Origin of the sequence: Gilvimarinus sp. 2_MG-2023, assembly GCF_030547685.1 — a bacterium.
GTDB lineage: Bacteria > Pseudomonadota > Gammaproteobacteria > Pseudomonadales > Cellvibrionaceae > Gilvimarinus.
The window spans coordinates 1-14811 of the sequence record NZ_JAUOQM010000044.1; the positions used below are offsets into that span (position 1 = coordinate 1).

Here is a 14811-nt window from a genome sequence, read left to right on the forward strand (position 1 = left end):
CTGGAGAAAAGAATATAGAGAAGGTTTGCTCCAGGGCGACGGGAAGAAGCGAGTTGGTTTGACTAATAAAAAGAGATCTAAATCAGAAAAGAATGTCACTGAGACAGCGATTTTAAAGAAGGAAGTCGAGCGCCTTAAAAGGGAGAACGATCTTCTAAAAAAGTGGCAACAGTATCTGGCGGAGTCACATCAGAACGATTTGGATTTATCCACAGATACGGACAAGAATTCGGAGTAGCAGCATTGTGTCGCTGGCTGGGTGTTTCTAGAAGCGGCTATTATGCCTGGAGAGACCGTGAGCCTTCAAATCGAGAGATGTCTGACCAGCGGTTACTTGAGCAAGTCGTCAAAGTATTTGAGGCTAGTGCTGGTCGCTATGGCAGCCCACGAGTCCAGAAGGCGCTACGAAGAAAAGGTGTTTGGGTCTCTCGTAAGCGCGTTGCTCGGCTAATGAGAGAAGCCGGTCTAAAAGCCCGTGTTGCTTGTGTTACTCGGCGCATGCCTGGGTTAAGACGGTTTTTGTCTAAAGGGGAAAATAAGACTCTAACTTTTGGTGACACGACGGCATGCAATCAAATATGGGTGGCTGATGTCACGTACCTTAAGTTAAAAGGACGATGGTGCTACTTGGCCACGATTATGGATAGACATTCGCGTCGTATACTGGGTTGGTCGCTCGACCACACTAGAACAACGGCACTCACTACCGCTGCCTTGAAGCACGCATTACGAAAGAGAGCGAGTGCTCAAGGCGTGATATTACATACGGATCGAGGAGTGGAGTTTACGGGTTCAGGCTTTCAGTCACACTTAGCGAGTGCTGGCATAGAGCACAGTGTAAATCGTCCTGGATACTGTACGGACAATGCATTTATGGAATCATTTTATCACTCACTGAAAGGCGAGCTTATACGGAAGAGTCGGTTTCAGTGTTTTCGTGATTTGCACCGAGCATTAAAACGATATATAAACAATTTTTACAACACGGTGAGGTTGCACTCAGGGATTGGGTATTGCTCGCCGATAGAATATGAGCTCATGGAAGATTGAGAGCATGAGGTGTCCATTTTATCGGGGCAAGATCAGGAGTCCTGTTTAATCTATTGAGCGCACTTATATTGATTTTCACGGTCAGGTATTTTATATAAATCGAGGCTTTGGCATCGGTTTTTGTTGGAAGGTATGCGAGCGGCTATTGCAGAGGCTACAAAATGTTAACAAAAGCTAGTGGTGCGATTGGGTTCAGTTACGCAACGGTCAGTCGCACAGTGCAGAGCTTTACTAAAAAGGTTACAGCTAAGTTCAGCACCTTTCAGAACAACAGTTTCACGCTTACTAAATTTGTGGAAATCTATTACACTGCCACTCCTAATTCCGATTGATCAGAGTAATTTGTTATGAATGTGGCAAAAACTGCTGTTAAGGCAACTGTTTGGGGTTTGTTCGCATTGCTGATGCTAGGGTGTAAGGGCTCTAGTAAAGGAGAGGAGGATGCTTCTGCCACAACCGCGAGCCATTCATCAAAAGCTGTGTATGTTGCTCCAGAACCAGGATTTATAAAATCACCCGGTTTTCAGGTGAACGAACAGGGGAGGTTGATAGATTGGAAGTTTTCTCAGCACTCAAGCAACACATCTTACCGCACATCGGTTACAAATGGAGTGCTGAGTATTGCGCGCACAGGGGCGGAGCCATGGGGAAAAGTGGATCAGATAATCAAAGGAAACTCTTTGAAACCACTTTTAGGTAAAACCTTGGTATTTTCTGCTGATATTAAGTCTGATTTTACTGGTGAGTGGGGGCTGGCGATGGAGCCTCCCGCAGTGTTCGTTTCGATAAAAGGACTTCCAAAGGGCGCCCCAGCCTTATTGGGTGCTAGTTTGTTGAAAAGTATAAAAGAGCCTGTAACTGATTTGTCGGCAGGTCTAGTTTGGACTCGGTATCAGCTTAAGTTTTCAGTGCCATCAAGTAAAGAGGCCAAAGTGACGGTTCTGGAGTTGGGTTTTCTTATGACCGAAGGCGGTACTATGTCTATCCGCGGGCCAGCATTAATTGAGGTTGAGTAATAAAAAGATCTATAACTTTTTATTGACGTTCAGGTTGGACCTTATTTTTACTGTTTCTCTAGCTAAAATTGACTCCAGCATGCATTAATTCTTTGCAAAAAATTGGATGATTGGTGCTCGATTGAGATTTGTTTGTCTTTGCGAATGGTGCGGCCTGTCCAGTCGGCCAGTCCAGATAGTCGCTTAGTTGGATGGGAGTGTGCGTGGCAGATTAATGTTGTTATCCTCTTTCGGAAAAGGACATTAGTTAAGCCAGTGTGTGCGGAGTTTTCTGCTTTGCTGCATCGGTCGTTTGTGTTGAATATTGATGTATTCAGAAGTCTTTGGCGTATTCGCCATGCCAACACGAATGGAGTTTAGTTTAACGTAGGCCCTGCAGCAAAGTAGGGCGGCTTAGCGGAAGGCTCCGAGACCATATTGTTTTACCTATTGCCACAGTATTTTCCAATACTTGCAGGGGTGTTTGCCGTTTTATGCTGGGTGACAACAGGCTCCAGACTTTGGTCGGGTTACCTGACGTTAGAGCAATTGGAACGCGAGTACGATCAAGGCAGCAATTGATCGAGAAAGTGAGCTACTCTCTTACCGGCATTCAATATGGATTTTTTAAGCTTGGGCTGCACACTGTCACATCCTTAATGTTTTTGGTTTGCACGCGCTGTGCCTACGCTTTAGGGTAAGTAGGTATAGAGCACGCTAATCCACTACAAAAACCGAGTGAATTGATGACAAGTCTCGCGCTTTTTCAGATGATGTTTGGAGTGGCTTTAATCGGTTTTACACTGTTTGATGCCTTTGTCACCATACTTAGCTTGCGAGGTGGTGGTCCAGCAACCTCGTTTATCTCACAAAAGCTATGGCGGCTTGCGCTGCGCTTTCACCAGTATAAAACCTCACATAGACTGTTGTCGGCCAGTGGCCCGGTGTTGATGATTCTGGTGGTGATGTTTTGGTACCTACTTTTATACCTGGGCTGGTTTTTAGTTTTCCAGTCGGTTCAGGGCAATGTCATTAATGGCAGTACCTACACGGCGGCCACAGGGCTCGAAACCTTATATTTTACGGGCGTAACACTCAGCGGTTTGGGTTATGGTGATTATACCGCCGAGCACTTTCCCTGGACAATCTATAGTACGTTGGCGGTGGCCACCGGAACACTACTGACCTCGGTGGGTTTGTCTTATATTATTGCCGTCGTTCCTGTGGCACTCGAGAAGCGTCAACTGGCTCGCCAAATCAATATTGTTGCAGGCGACTCTGAGCAACTGCTAAAGCGGATTGATGATCAAGACAATGTAGAATTTATTTGGCAAAAGCTATTTGAAATTCAGCTCGACGGGACAAAGTTTGCTAATAAATACAGTGCCTATCCGGTTGTCGCGTATTTTCATACATCAAGCTCAGATAGTGCATTTTCACTGGCCTATTTAAAGGCTTCCGATCTATTGTTTTACCTTGCTAATCACCCCAATAAAGAGCTAAGACCATCGGCGAGTACTGTGATAGCCCTTAAAAATCTTATGGTCTCCTACGCTGAAAGTTTACAGCATATTGTCGATGACCACGCTGATGGTGAGTCCGATCAGCATGAGCGCTATCGGGTTTATTCGTCCATAGAGAAAGTGGAATCAGAGTTGTTCACCTGGCAAGAATTCTCCAGCGTTCGGCGCGTGTTGGTCACAACTTGTCTCTACGATGGTTGGTAGCCTGGTTTAAATCGCGCTGCTTTTTTTACGACTTGTCACCGACACGGTTAAACCAACGCCAACCTAACCAAAGAGCCGCGGTAAAATATGGCAGGCCGCCCAGTACCCACATTAGTAACCCAGCTAGCTGCTGGTACTCTAAGGGTCGCGCGGCTCCATACCAGGATGTTTGCGAAAAGGTGAGTAGTGCGCCTAAAAAACCGGTGTGCATTAACGTAAATAATAAGGCCAATAGGGCGGCCGGTGTATTGCGCTGCTGGCTTCGTAACACCGCCCACCAAAAGGCGCCAGCGCTGACTAAAAAGCATAGGTGCTCAAACAAATGCCACCAAAGATTGTCCAGTGCCAGTATGTAGAGTTTAGGCGTGTGCCAAAGCCAGATAAAGGCGCCGTGAATAACCGCAGCGGCCATTGAGTGGCGTGCCAACAGTAGTAATGGCGCACACAGGGCGGAGGCAATCGGTGCATTCAGTGCGTAGAGCTGAGGTAGGGGCCTGGCAACTACCCACATGGGGGCAATGACCACCATCATAATCATATGCTGCACCATGTGGGCAGCGGCATTGGTCTCGGCCCACTCGTCCAGCGGGCCAAATAACGTAAAGACGCTCAGTATGGCGGCGGCGTTAAACAACCAACAACGATGACGCGCAGGCCGAAGCTTTAAACAGCCCCACCCGTAAGCTAACCAAAGCGCTAACAACATTAAGGCGCCGGCCACCGTAGCACTTTGTGTCGGGTCGGTTATTGGGTTGTGAGCAAAAGCCTGAGTCGGGCAAAAAGCCACCACACATAACAAAAACGAACGAAGTGTGAGAGTCGAACAGATTAAACGCATGGGGTTAATATCATTGTCGGAGCGCCGACCAGTATGGTTGCCAAAGCGGCGACGAGATACACAGCACAACCGAGGCCAGCGATAAATCGTTTGGCTGGGGGCAGCGAGCGGGGCGCACGCTTAAGTGCGAGCCAGCCGCGCCATACTTGATACATTAAGCCTAGAGCAACGAGTAGAGTAAAGGCTAGCAAGGCAGCATTGAGCCAGGTAAGAGGCCCGTTGCCAGGAGTGAAATGTGTGCAAGCGATGGAAGTGCTTGCGTAAACCACAACGAAATACACACTCCAGGCGATAAGGCCCAAGGCGAGCTGAAGGGGATGAAAAGGCGATAACATTAAGGCACCACCCACATCATTGGCAGCACAATAATGGCCGCGTAGCTAATCCAGAATACGGCGGCGGTGTACACCCACCAACGCTCTACCACCACAGGCTCGTAGGGCGCCTTGTGGCCGACATAACCTTTGCCCACTCTAAGCGCTTGCAGCGCAGTGATAATGACGGCTAAACCGCTATGTAACACTTGATACACCAACATAACGGTAATGACCGCATCGTGCGAAGTTACTTGCGGTTTTAGCGCGGCTGTTTGCCAAGTGACTATAAGTGTAGCGAGGTGGATAAACCCCAGGCCGCTAATACCCCATAGATGCGGCTGTAAGTGTGCAGTGACTTTGTTACGCAACCGTTTGATCACGACTTTGAACCACCACAATGCAACAGACAGGCAAACGCCCGACAATAACAAGGCTAACCCATCAACGGGTGGTTTGGTCGGTAGCTGCCAGTTCGGTGCGACCGTCCATAGGTAAAGCCAGCCAAATAGTAATGATAAATACAAGGAGCCGTTGGTCAGTAGGGTGACTGCCATGCCCCACAGCCCCGGTCCATCGTGGGTGCGAGAGTGTAGCGGCGGATCATTTTCAACTCGCCTTTGATTGGGCGCTGCCTGCGGGTGTGCGCCGTTCTCCCACGACCAACGCAGTAGCAATGCTACGCTACACAATGCAGCCACGATTGCCACCATATAGTGCTTGGTTAATAAACTCATACACAGTGCCGCCGTGGTCAGGGCGGCAAAAAATGGCAGCCAGCTATTGCCTGGTAAATGAATAATCTCCCGCGTTTTGGCGGTGAGTGGGTCCGAGCCCCAGGTCTCCCGGCGACCGTGATCAATGGTGGCGAGATCGTGATGGCCTTGCTCAATAGTACGCTGCAGATCGGGGTTTTCCCACAATGGATGCCGGCTAGTTACTTCGGGCAGAGTGGCAAAGTTGTAGGCGCTTGGCGGTAGCGACGTGCACCACTCTAAGGTGTCGGCATTCCACGGATTGGCCTTGGCTTTTTCACCAAACCGAAAATGCAGCGCGATATCCAGTAGGCAGGTGGCAATTCCCGTGGCCATAATAAAGCTGCCCACAGATGAGATCATATTGGGAATATCCCAGCCGAGGTTGGCATCATAGGTGTAAATACGTCGCGGCATACCTAATAAGCCTGTGAAGTGCATGACTAAAAACGTGAGGTTAAAGCCGATAAATACCAGCCAAAACCCCCAGCGGGCGAGCTGGCGGTTGGGCATGCGGCCGGAGAAGTGCGGTAGCCAATAGTAAATTCCCGCCATTAACGGGAAGAACATGCCCCCCATCAAGACGTAGTGAAAGTGCGCTACCACAAAGTGGGTGTCGTGTACTTGCCAGTCAAACGGTACCAACGCTAGCATAACGCCGGTTAAACCGCCCGCGACAAAAATAATTAAAAACCCCAGTATCCATAACATTGGTGGCGCATACACCGGGCGTCCATTCCACAGAGTCGCCAGCCAGACGAATACCTGAATGGCCGTGGGTATTGCCACCATCATGCTGGCGGCCGAGAAAAATGCCTGAGCCAACTGCGGTATACCCACGGTAAACATATGGTGTACCCATAAGCCGAAGCTGATAAAACCCGTGGTGATAATAGACAGCACGACCCAGCGATAACCAGCAATAGGGCGCTGGGCAAACACCGGCAGTATGGTGGATACCATTCCCGCTGCTGGTAAAAATAAAATATACACCTCGGGGTGACCAAACAACCAAAATAAATGCTGCCATAAAATAGGATCGCCACCGCGGGCTACATCAAAAAATGGCATACCGGCGGCGCGCTCAAGCTCAAGTAAAATACTGCCTAAAATCAGCGGCGGAAACCCAAACACAATCATTAAAGCCATGGCCAGAATATACCAAGCAAACAGCGGCATTCTTTGTAAGCTCATGCCTTTGGTGCGCGTGCGCATAATCGACACCACCAACTCAACCCCAGCCGATACCGCAGAAATTTCCACAAAGGTAATGCCTAGCAACCAAAAGTCAGAGCCGGGCCCCGGCGCATAAACGGCACTACTGAGTGGGGTGTACATAAACCAGCCGGAAGCGGGGGCGATCTCCATAATTAAACTGGAGGTAAGAATGATGCCGCCAAATAAGTAACACCAATACCCAAAAGCGCTTAAACGCGGAAACACCAAATCGCGTGCGCCAATCATTTTGGGAATTAAATAAATCGCAAAACCTTCCATCACTGGCACCGCGAATAAAAACATCATAATGGTGCCGTGCATGGTAAATACTTGGTTGTAAATTTCTGGCGTTAGCAGGTCGTGCCCAGGCAGCGCGAGTTGGGTGCGAATCAGCATAGCCAGTAGCCCGCCGATTAAAAAGAATACGCCGCCGGTAATTAAAAAGCGCAGGCCAATGGTGGTGTGATTAACGATGGTAAACGCGCGCCAGCCGCGCGGGTTGCCCCACACTTTATCAAACTGATGGTGAAAATCACTCGCTGCCTGCGGGTCGTTATCCATTAATCCAAAGTCTCCAGCCAGGTGACGATGTCCGCCATTCGGTTCGGGGCTATTGTTTTATGATGTGGAGTTTGGCCGCCGCGCAGCCAGGTAGGATGCGTCTTCATCCACTGCTCGATACTAATATCTTGCTTGAGGCGTGCACCTACATTCATCAGGCGGCGCGCGCCAATATTGCTAAGGTCGGGCGCTTTATTACCTTGACTTACACCTTTGATGGTATGACATTGACCGCAGTGCTCAGTAAATGCTTCGGCGGCCTTTTGGTGCTTGCTAGGTACGCTCGCGGGCTGCCGTTGACGCTCTTGCCAAAGGGCAAAATCGTTTTGGCTTAGCACTTTTACCTGAAACACCATGTGGGCATGCCCTGTGCCGCAAAACTCCGCACACTGACCGCGAAAGAGGCCCGTTTGAGAGGCGCGCAAGCGTATGGTATTTACACGCCCTGGGACTACATCAATTTTACCGCCTAACTTGGGCACCCAAAACGAATGGATAACATTGTCGCTATGCACATAAAATTCAATGGGGGTGTCCACTGGAATGGTGAGCTGGTTGGCCGTGGTGATATCGCCATCGGGCTGATGAAACGACCACCACCAACGATGTGCGTGCACATCAACGCGCAGCGCAGCGCGCTCGTCCGGCAAGGTTAATATTTGCTGGCCGGCAGGTATGCCGACCCCGAGTAGAATAATGATGCTCACCAGTGGCAGAGCAATACCGCCGCCGATAATCCAGCGTTTTGTTGTTATGGCTGCATCGCGGGGGCTAACGTCTTGCGGGTGACGCTGCATGGCATAGAGCCACAAGCCTGATACCACCAATAATACCAGTGTAAAGAACGCAAACATGCCCCACCACAGCCAAGTGATAATATCGGCCGCGGGGCCAGCTGGTTCCAGCATTGATTGTGGTCCGCTGCAACCGGTACAAAAAAACGGTAAGGTAGTGGCCAACCATTTAGTTGCTTGCGCTTGGTTGTACTTAATTGTGGGAAATAATTTATGGCTCGATCGTCTATTCCTAGCCGCACGGCTGTGGCAGGTCACCCCATCCACCCGATGCTGATTCACTTTCCCGTTGCCGCTTTGGTGGGATTGGTGGCGACCGACTTTGCCTATATATTTACTGGCGATGAGTTTTGGGCGCGAGCCAGTTTGTGGCTGGCGGGCGTCGGAGCGGTGGGCGGCTGGGCGGCGGGGTTGATTGGTTTGATTGACCTGGTATCGGTGGTGCAAATTAGGCGTTTGATAACTGCCTGGAGTCACGCTCTGGTAGCGGTTATGTCGCTCTCTATTGTGACGCTTAACTGGCTGTTGCGCTGCCAGGATATGTTGGCGTGGGTCAGTCCATGGGGCGTTACCCTGTCTGTCGTGACGGCTGGACTGATTTCGCTGGCTGGAATATTGGGTGGCCAGCTTGTCTACGAGCATGGTGTGGGGGTTGATACCGACTCCTGAGCCATTCGTGATAAGTGCCATATTAGGTGCCACGTAAGGGCTTGGCCAGTACCAGCCAAATAATAGCGGTCATAATGACACCGGCCAGCAGCACTGTGCTGTAGCACCAAAGCGGTAAGTGATTGGGTGGCTGCCGCTCAGCGCGCGCGACCAGCCAGCCAAGTAATAGATGCACAAGCACCAGTGCCGCGACTAACAGCAGTTTTGCGATCAGCCAAATATCCCAAATACGATAAAAGCTAAAGACTAACGTGCCAGCGATAATAGCGGCGAGCGCGGCGGGTGTGGCAATCAGGCTATATACGAAGCGCGGTGGTTGCAGATCTAGTTCGGTGTTAATTGCTGTGCGCTGTTGTGTCATAACCAGCCCCGGCAGGTAGAGAAGAGCTCCGCACCAGCACAAAAGCGCCGCAATATGGAAAGCTAATAGCCAAGGCATATTTGTTACTCGTCCCCCTCTTTGAAAATTGGACCCTGTGTTCTCGCACTAACTTGCTAGGCACGAGAGAGGTTCGTCAGCGGCTTACTAGCCTACTGAATAGTGAGCATCTAGGCAAAGTGGTGGGTTGGTGTCTGTGAGCCAGCTAACATTCGAGGCTATTTGCTCTCTAGTGTTGGGGTGTCTTATCAGAGGATAGGTTCGTAGCCTTTTTATAGGCTTTAGTGACAAATTGCCGACATTGTTGCTTTCGCCACAGACGAACATTATTATAACCAACTCTTGGCTAGATCTTGCTTGTTTGCAGCGCCTGGCGCATATTTGCAGCACTCGATCGCCTATATAACGTTATTAAGTCGTTTCCCCGGAGAATCGATGCAGCCCACACCTGTTTGTAGTGAGGAAGAGCGTTTAAACGCCTTGTACCAGTACGACATTCTCGATACTCCCACCGATCATGCCTTCGATGAGCTTGCCTCGTTGGCTGCGAACTTGTTTAACGCCCCGATTGCGGTGGTTAACTTCATTGATCGCAACCGCCAGTGGTTCAAATCGGAAGTTGGCTTAGGCGTTCGCGAAACGCCACTGGAGACTTCGTTTTGCGCTCATGCCTTACTTGAGCAAGACTTACTGGTAGTCCCGGATACCCGTTGTGATAGCCGTTTTAAGAATAATCCTCTGGTAACCGGCGAGCCACACCTACGCTTTTACGCGGGGGCTTTGTTGCGAGGTGTTACGGGACACGCGCTGGGAACCCTATGTATTTTGGATTATCAGGCGCGCGATTTTACCGAGTGTGAGCGTCAGACTTTACGAGTGCTCGCCAATCAAGTGATGTCTCAGCTGGAGCAGCGGCGGCTGTTTCTGGAATCTGAAAAAGCGCGAGTTGAGCTCGCACGGCTTAACCATCGTCTCCAGGGGCGCGAGCGAAGCAACGATCAATTTTTGGCGATGATCTCTCATGAGTTGCGCAATCCTTTGTCGTCGCTCACCATGGGGTTGGATTTTCTTGGTTTAAAAGGCAAAAATTTCGATCAAGATGTTATTGACTCCATTGAGTCGATGGGGCGTCAAACAAAGCTACTAGTGCGGTTAGTGGATGATCTGCTCGACACATCGCGAATTGCGACCGGTAACATCTCCTTACAGCGAACGCTGTGTGATATAACGACTATTATTGACGACAGTGTGGCTGCGAATCAAAAGGCTCTGTTACAAAAAAATCAACAGTTTTCCTTAACCGTACCAGAGAACACGTTAACCCTTTCCGGGGATCAGGTACGCCTAACTCAATTAGTCACCAACTTACTTGCTAATGCTGTTAGATACACACCTACAAATGGCCATGTGCAAATAGAAACGAAAGCCATCGCTGATGATTATATTGAAGTGAGAGTCACTGATAATGGTTGTGGTATTTCCTCTGAGTTTTTAGAGCGTATCTTCGACTCTTTTGTGCAGGCGCCCAACGCCTGCGGTCAATTGGGTGGGTTGGGGATTGGTCTACATCTGTGCAAGCATATTGTGCAGTTGCATGGTGGCACTATTCAGGCCTTCAGTGAAGGAGAAGGCAGGGGTGCGGTATTTGTCATCTTATTGCCTCGCAATCCTAAGTAAACCCAGTATCTTCCGCTGAGATCCTCCCGAAGTCTTCCATTCCAGCTTACAAACCTATGTGCGTTTTTGGTGCGTCGGGATTTTGCGTGCTCCATCCTTGGGCGTATTTTAGGGAAAAGGCTTGAGTGGTTGCGGGCCAGAGCGGTAGGTTGCGGTGTGTAGACGGTTGGCACGAAAACTGTAACAAGTTTTGTGTCCGCACTCTTGGTAAGTTAGGACATGCCTAGTAGGCATCACAATTTGGCAATGGAAAGCTAGGGTTCCGGTTGCACCAACGCAACGACTGGTCCGAGAGCTTTCGACCTTTTTCTATAGCGATTTAAGTCGCCACGGAGCAGGTTACACGGCGGGACAAAAGCCCGGGAGACGATCGGCAGAATTTGCCAGGAGTGCTCTATTTTACCGCGTAATTTATGCCGGAGGCAGGCGATGAAAAAAATAGCCACGCTATTACTGTTACTCTCTTTTTCTTCTTATAGCTCAGCCGCAGATAGCTTTAAGGTTTGTTGGTCTATTTACGTAGGCTGGATGCCCTGGGGTTACGGTGACGAGCAAAAAATCGTCGACAAGTGGGCTGAGAAATACGATATCGACATTGATGTCGTACAGATCAATGACTACGTCGAATCCATCAATCAATATACCACCGGCGCTTTTGATGCCTGCGCTATGACCAATATGGATGCCTTAACCATTCCCGCGGCGGGCGGTGTAGATAGCACCGCTTTAATTGTAGGGGATTTCTCCAATGGTAATGACGGAGTTGTATTAAAAGGCAGTGATTCACTGGCAGATATTAAAGGCCAGCGAGTTAACTTGGTTGAGCTAAGCGTGTCACATTATTTGCTTGCTCGTGCTCTGGATAGCGTGGGTATGAGTGAGTCAGACGTGACTGTGGTCAATACTTCCGATGCCGATCTAGTTGCTGTTTATCCAACCAATGGTGTGTCCTCGGTCGTCACCTGGAACCCACTGTTGAGCGAAATTGTGGGTATGCCCGGTGCTAGCAAGGTGTTTGATTCATCAAAGATACCGGGTGAGATTATTGACCTAATGGTTGTCAATACTGAGGTGTTGGAGCAAAACCCTGCTCTGGGTAAAGCCCTTACCGGCGCTTGGTATGAAATCATGGCGACCATGAGTGATTCTGGCGCAAAAGGTACCGCCGCCCGCACCGCTATGGCGAGTGCATCAGGCACCGATCTGGCCGGTTACGAGTCGCAACTGGCCAGTACCCAAATGTTTTATCAGCCTACCGATGCCGTGAGCTTTACTCATAGTGACGATCTAAAAGCCACCATGCAGAACGTAGCGGAATTCTCCTTTGAGCATGGACTCTTGGGTGAAGGGGCTGCGGATGCTGGATTTATCGGTATCGAAACTCCCGCCGGTCTTTACGGTAACCAAAACAATATTAAGCTTCGTTTTAATCCTACTTATATGCAAATGGCTGCTGACGGCAAGCTGTAAACCGGTGCGATGAGCGGTGTTTTACACCGCCCAAACTCCTCTATAGTTGGGATACTTACATGAAACGATTAATCAACCAACAACCATCAAGAGTGTGGGGCGTTGCATTATCGCTGCTGCCCTTTGCAATTTTACTGCTGATGTATGTGTTGGCCTCTGATGCCCGATTGGCAGAAAACCCACAAGACAAACTGCTGCCAAGCTTTGAGCAAATGGGCGATGCTATTTATCGGCTGGCTTTTGAGCCAAGCCGGCGCACAGGGGAATACTTATTTTGGCAAGATACGCTCAGTAGCTTGACGCGCTTAGGCTTAGGGATGTTAATTGCCGCATCGCTGGGGCTTGTGTTTGGTTTAAGCACCGGCGCTTTTCCTATGGTTTACTCAGGCGTTGCGCCTTTGGTCACCGTTGCTTCGCTGATTCCGCCCATGGCAATACTGCCGATACTTTTTATTGTATTTGGTCTGGGTGAAGTTTCCAAAGTAGCCCTGATTGCTATCGGCATCACCCCGTTTATTGCTCGTGATATTCAAAAGCGTTGCTTAGAAATCCCCCGGGAACAACTCGTTAAAGCTCAGACATTAGGGGCTAATAGTGGCCAAATATTATTGCGAGTTTTGCTGCCGCAGTTAATGCCGCGTTTGATTGATGCCGTGCGTCTATCGCTCGGCAGTGCCTGGCTATTTTTAATTGCCGCCGAGGCTATTGCCTCCACCGATGGCCTAGGTTACCGGGTATTCTTGGTGCGCCGCTACTTATCTATGGATGTGATCTTGCCTTACGTGGCTTGGATTGCACTGCTGGCTTTTGTTATTGACTTTGTACTGCGAAAAGTCAGCTTATGGGCCTTCCCTTGGCAGGAGAGTCGCTCATGATTGACATTCAAAATGTTTGGAAGCGTTACGGTGACAGCGTTATTTTGGAAGACATTAATGCCTCGGTCAAAGAAGGCGAGTTCGTCACTTTAGTGGGGGCCTCCGGCTGCGGCAAAAGCACTTTCTTGCGTATGTTGTTGGGTACTGATATTCCCAGTAAAGGGGAAATACTACTGGATGGTAAGCCCATACTTGATGAGCCCGACTCTGAGCGCGGTGTGGTTTTTCAGCAGTATTCGGTATTTCCCCACATGAGTGTACTGGAAAATGTCACTATTGCTCGCGCTTTTGAGGGCTCCGTTTTAGGGTTTTTGTGGGGCGCTCGCAAACGCGCCGCCCGTGAAGAAGCAATGACCATGCTTGAAACGGTAGGCTTGGCGCACATGGCGGATCGCTACCCCGATGAATTGTCTGGCGGTATGCGCCAGCGCTTAGCGATCGCCCAGGCGCTTATCCTGAAACCTCGTATTTTACTGCTCGACGAACCCTTTGGTGCACTTGACCCAGGCATCCGTGCGGATATGCACAAATTGGTGTTGTCCTTGTGGCGCAAGCACAAACTCACCGTATTTATGGTGACGCACGATTTGGCTGAAGGCTTTCACCTTGGTACGCGTTTGTGGGTTTTCGACAAGCTGCGTGTTGATCCGCAAGCGCCCAACAGTTATGGCGCCGGCATTACTTATGACTTGCCCGTGGGGGCCTGTGAGCCGGAGTTACTGGAAAAAATTGATAGTGGCCTGAATAGTACGGGCCAGGAGTTAAGCGAATGAATCATTACCAAACCACAATAGCACCGGGTGGCCATTGGTCCTTGGAGTTGCGCCGTGGCACTGTGTTGCGATTGCAAGATCTCGATGGCAATGGCAATGCCGGTGTACTGTTTTACAACTCGCGTAATTTACTTGAGCGCTACAACGCGCCGGATACGCTTAAGTGTCAGCACACCTTTAAGTTAACGCGGGGCAATTGTTTGTATTCTGATATGGGGCGGATTTTTGCCTCAATCATTGAAGATGATTTAGGTTGGCACGATACCGTGTGCGGCAATAGCCACGCCAGTCATATTGAAGATCGTTGGGGCGCACGCGATTATCAAACCGATCGCAACGATTGGCGCCAGAATGGTTACGATGCATTTTTAGTCGAACAGGCAAAGTACGGGCTGAACGCTGCCGACTTGGCTGCCAATATTAATGTATTTAGTAAAGTGGTCACCGACAGCGAAGGCAATATGAGTTTAGTGGACAATCACAGCCCAGCCGGCAGTGAAATTGCTTTGCGCATTGAAATGGATTGTCTGGTTCTGATTCACGCCTGTCCCCATCCGTTAAACCAGTCCCCCGAGTACCCGCGCTGCAGAATCGGCGTCTCGCTAGGCTTGGCAGAGCCTATGACTGAGGAGGATGTGTGTCTCAATCATTGTGACGAAAATGGGCGCGGCTTTGCCAACAATGCGCTCTACCATTTAGGCGCTTGAGGAGAATAT

At 49.7% G+C, this 14811-nt stretch carries 14 protein-coding genes and 1 riboswitch; of the genes, 10 read left to right on the top strand and 4 right to left on the bottom strand.

What is annotated here, in order from left to right; genetic code table 11:
- The 4 genes from Q4526_RS09475 to Q4526_RS09485 all read left to right on the top strand — a co-directional run.
- Window positions 1-238, top strand: a 238-nt coding sequence (locus Q4526_RS09475; protein ID WP_303609604.1) for a hypothetical protein, incomplete at its 5' end; no start/stop codon positions are given.
- Window positions 163-1050 carry an IS3 family transposase gene (locus Q4526_RS16490; protein ID WP_368411103.1) on the top strand — a complete coding sequence of 296 codons (888 nt, stop codon included), beginning with the start codon at window positions 163-165 and terminating at the stop codon, window positions 1048-1050. The genes Q4526_RS09475 and Q4526_RS16490, both read left to right, overlap by 76 nt.
- 347 nt (window positions 1051-1397) lie before the next feature.
- A complete protein-coding gene (locus Q4526_RS09480; RefSeq protein WP_215976836.1) occupies window positions 1398-2066 on the top strand; it encodes a hypothetical protein in 669 nt (222 codons plus the stop codon).
- A 725-nt stretch (window positions 2067-2791) separates the two neighbouring features.
- Window positions 2792-3772: a hypothetical protein gene (locus Q4526_RS09485; RefSeq protein ID WP_215976837.1), complete on the top strand. Its 981-nt coding sequence runs from the start codon at window positions 2792-2794 to the stop codon at window positions 3770-3772.
- A 25-nt stretch (window positions 3773-3797) separates the two neighbouring features.
- On the opposite strand, the gene Q4526_RS09490 is transcribed toward Q4526_RS09485, so the two are convergent.
- The 3 genes from Q4526_RS09490 to coxB form a co-directional block, all read right to left on the bottom strand.
- A complete protein-coding gene (locus tag Q4526_RS09490; protein WP_215976838.1) occupies window positions 3798-4610 on the bottom strand; it encodes a cytochrome c oxidase assembly protein in 813 nt (270 codons plus the stop codon).
- Between the two features lie 334 nt (window positions 4611-4944).
- Window positions 4945-7458, bottom strand: a complete 2514-nt coding sequence (ctaD, locus tag Q4526_RS09495) for a cytochrome c oxidase subunit I (protein WP_215976839.1) — start codon at window positions 7456-7458, stop codon at window positions 4945-4947.
- A complete protein-coding gene (gene coxB / locus Q4526_RS09500; protein ID WP_215976840.1) occupies window positions 7458-8366 on the bottom strand; it encodes a cytochrome c oxidase subunit II in 909 nt (302 codons plus the stop codon). Before coxB ends, ctaD begins: the two co-directional genes overlap by 1 nt.
- A gap of 99 nt (window positions 8367-8465) precedes the next feature.
- On the opposite strand from coxB, the gene Q4526_RS09505 reads away from it, so the two are divergent.
- Window positions 8466-8921 (top strand): DUF2231 domain-containing protein, encoded by a 456-nt coding sequence (locus Q4526_RS09505; RefSeq protein WP_215976841.1) that lies wholly within the window; start codon window positions 8466-8468, stop codon window positions 8919-8921.
- Between the two features lie 22 nt (window positions 8922-8943).
- Here Q4526_RS09505 and Q4526_RS09510 read toward each other — a convergent pair whose 3' ends face one another.
- The gene (locus Q4526_RS09510) at window positions 8944-9360 is read right to left on the bottom strand and encodes a CopD family protein (RefSeq protein WP_215976842.1); all 417 of its coding nucleotides are present in this window, start codon (window positions 9358-9360) and stop codon (window positions 8944-8946) included.
- Window positions 9361-9735: 375 nt separating this feature from the next.
- Between Q4526_RS09510 and Q4526_RS09515 the strand changes: the two genes are divergently transcribed.
- The 5 genes from Q4526_RS09515 (at window position 9736) to Q4526_RS09535 (ending at window position 14802) form a co-directional block, all read left to right on the top strand.
- Window positions 9736-10977: a GAF domain-containing sensor histidine kinase gene (locus Q4526_RS09515; RefSeq protein ID WP_215976843.1), complete on the top strand. Its 1242-nt coding sequence runs from the start codon at window positions 9736-9738 to the stop codon at window positions 10975-10977.
- 243 nt (window positions 10978-11220) lie between these two features.
- Window positions 11221-11345, top strand: a riboswitch (guanidine-I (ykkC/yxkD leader).
- Between the two features lie 61 nt (window positions 11346-11406).
- Window positions 11407-12447, top strand: coding sequence for a putative urea ABC transporter substrate-binding protein (locus Q4526_RS09520; RefSeq protein ID WP_215976844.1), 1041 nt, complete (start codon window positions 11407-11409; stop codon window positions 12445-12447).
- Between the two features lie 59 nt (window positions 12448-12506).
- A complete protein-coding gene (locus Q4526_RS09525) occupies window positions 12507-13322 on the top strand; it encodes an ABC transporter permease (protein ID WP_215976845.1) in 816 nt (271 codons plus the stop codon).
- Window positions 13319-14095: an ABC transporter ATP-binding protein gene (locus Q4526_RS09530; RefSeq protein WP_215976846.1), complete on the top strand. Its 777-nt coding sequence runs from the start codon at window positions 13319-13321 to the stop codon at window positions 14093-14095. Before Q4526_RS09525 ends, Q4526_RS09530 begins: the two co-directional genes overlap by 4 nt.
- Complete coding sequence (locus tag Q4526_RS09535) at window positions 14092-14802, top strand: urea amidolyase associated protein UAAP1 (RefSeq protein WP_215976847.1); 711 nt, start codon at window positions 14092-14094, stop codon at window positions 14800-14802. Before Q4526_RS09530 ends, Q4526_RS09535 begins: the two co-directional genes overlap by 4 nt.
- Window positions 14803-14811 lie beyond the last annotated feature (9 nt).

What these genes read in the sequence shown, in the direction of transcription:
- Q4526_RS09480 (WP_215976836.1), top strand. Translation starts at nt 1,398, where the DNA reads ATGAATGTGGCAAAAACTGCTGTTAAGGCAACTGTTTGGGGTTTGTTC.
- Q4526_RS09485 (WP_215976837.1), top strand. Translation starts at nt 2,792, where the DNA reads ATGACAAGTCTCGCGCTTTTTCAGATGATGTTTGGAGTGGCTTTAATC.
- Q4526_RS09490 (WP_215976838.1), bottom strand. Translation starts at nt 4,610, where the DNA reads ATGCGTTTAATCTGTTCGACTCTCACACTTCGTTCGTTTTTGTTATGT.
- ctaD (WP_215976839.1), bottom strand. Translation starts at nt 7,458, where the DNA reads ATGGATAACGACCCGCAGGCAGCGAGTGATTTTCACCATCAGTTTGAT.
- coxB (WP_215976840.1), bottom strand. Translation starts at nt 8,366, where the DNA reads ATGCTGGAACCAGCTGGCCCCGCGGCCGATATTATCACTTGGCTGTGG.
- Q4526_RS09505 (WP_215976841.1), top strand. Translation starts at nt 8,466, where the DNA reads ATGGCTCGATCGTCTATTCCTAGCCGCACGGCTGTGGCAGGTCACCCC.
- Q4526_RS09510 (WP_215976842.1), bottom strand. Translation starts at nt 9,360, where the DNA reads ATGCCTTGGCTATTAGCTTTCCATATTGCGGCGCTTTTGTGCTGGTGC.
- Q4526_RS09515 (WP_215976843.1), top strand. Translation starts at nt 9,736, where the DNA reads ATGCAGCCCACACCTGTTTGTAGTGAGGAAGAGCGTTTAAACGCCTTG.
- Q4526_RS09520 (WP_215976844.1), top strand. Translation starts at nt 11,407, where the DNA reads ATGAAAAAAATAGCCACGCTATTACTGTTACTCTCTTTTTCTTCTTAT.
- Q4526_RS09525 (WP_215976845.1), top strand. Translation starts at nt 12,507, where the DNA reads ATGAAACGATTAATCAACCAACAACCATCAAGAGTGTGGGGCGTTGCA.
- Q4526_RS09530 (WP_215976846.1), top strand. Translation starts at nt 13,319, where the DNA reads ATGATTGACATTCAAAATGTTTGGAAGCGTTACGGTGACAGCGTTATT.
- Q4526_RS09535 (WP_215976847.1), top strand. Translation starts at nt 14,092, where the DNA reads ATGAATCATTACCAAACCACAATAGCACCGGGTGGCCATTGGTCCTTG.